Origin of the sequence: Geodermatophilus obscurus, from assembly GCF_900143215.1 — a bacterium.
In the GTDB taxonomy this organism is placed as follows: domain Bacteria; phylum Actinomycetota; class Actinomycetes; order Mycobacteriales; family Geodermatophilaceae; genus Geodermatophilus; species Geodermatophilus obscurus_A.
In genome coordinates, this window is sequence record NZ_FRDM01000112.1 from 1 (window position 1) to 1,038 (window position 1,038).

At 61.8% G+C, this 1,038-nt stretch carries 2 protein-coding genes; one reads left to right on the forward strand and one right to left on the reverse strand.

Annotated elements, in window-relative coordinates:
- Nucleotides 1–256: 256 nt before the first annotated feature.
- A complete protein-coding gene (locus tag BUB17_RS25255; protein WP_208983689.1) occupies nucleotides 257–403 on the forward strand; it encodes a hypothetical protein in 147 nt (48 codons plus the stop codon).
- Nucleotides 404–540: 137 nt separating this feature from the next.
- Here BUB17_RS25255 and BUB17_RS27555 read toward each other — a convergent pair.
- Nucleotides 541–1,038, reverse strand: a 498-nt coding sequence (locus BUB17_RS27555) for a hypothetical protein (RefSeq protein WP_208983697.1), incomplete at its 5' end; no start/stop codon positions are given.

The window sequence follows — 1,038 nt, forward strand, 5'->3', positions numbered from 1 at the left end:
CGTGAGTCCTCCGCTTCGCTCCGGCCTCCCGAACGCTGCGCAGTCGGCCACTTCTAGGTCGGGCGCCACGGGACACCCCACGGTTCTCCCTGAACTTTCTAGGGGTTCCGAGTCCGTGGGGTCCCTGCCCTCCGACGACCTATCACCGGCCGAGAGGCGCTACCACCCGGAGCGCCCGAGGACCGGGCTGCGAGGGGGAACCATGGCAGCAAGGAACCGGCAGTCGGACACCGCTCTTCTGTCCCTGAGGTCGGCGGTGATCCTCTTCCTGGCAACCCTCATCGGAGGCCTTGCGGGGATCCTCACCTACTGGGATCAGCACTCTCTCGCAGCCTCCGTGCTCGCCGGTGGCGCGGCCTGGGGCGGCTCGGTCGCTCTCTTCCAGAAACTCATCGGCACCTGAGTCCGATGGAGTCGCGGGCCGACGAGCGCCCGCAGATGAAGGACATTATCTGCGGGCGCCCTCGAAACCCAGCTGCGGTGTCAGTCCTTCCTTAGGTAGCACTGGCCAGTAAGGATGAGAGGTGATCAGCGAGACACCTAGCCCTGCTGGAGTCTCCAGCCTTCTCGAGATAGCTCTTCCAGGAGATACCTCGCCCCTCGACCAGGCAACTCGCCTTCCCATCCCTGAGGCATAAGATAAGGACGGCGTAGGTAGTAACCTAGCGGTTCACCGATCGTTGGGGTGGTGTAGGTCAATCTCTTGGCAGCAAGAGCTTTCAGCTCATCAATTACCACAGCGTCCTCGTCTCCTAGAAGCTCGCCAGCCCGAGCCCGCAGCAATGCTGTATCCACGTCCGGGCTGTGCCATTGCCACCTTCCAGTAAACGGGTGCCGAGCAACCATTGGCGCCAACAGCTTGCACACAGCTTCAAGGTCTCGTCGATCGGCTTCCTCGCCACCTATGAACAACGGGTTAAGGTCTAGGCTGGCCGCACCTTCTTCCTTCTCTCGCCGATCTTTGTACGCCGGGATGTACAGCAACCATCGGGCTAACAGGAGGCGCGAGTATCTGCTGTTAGGAAAGCGCACCACAAG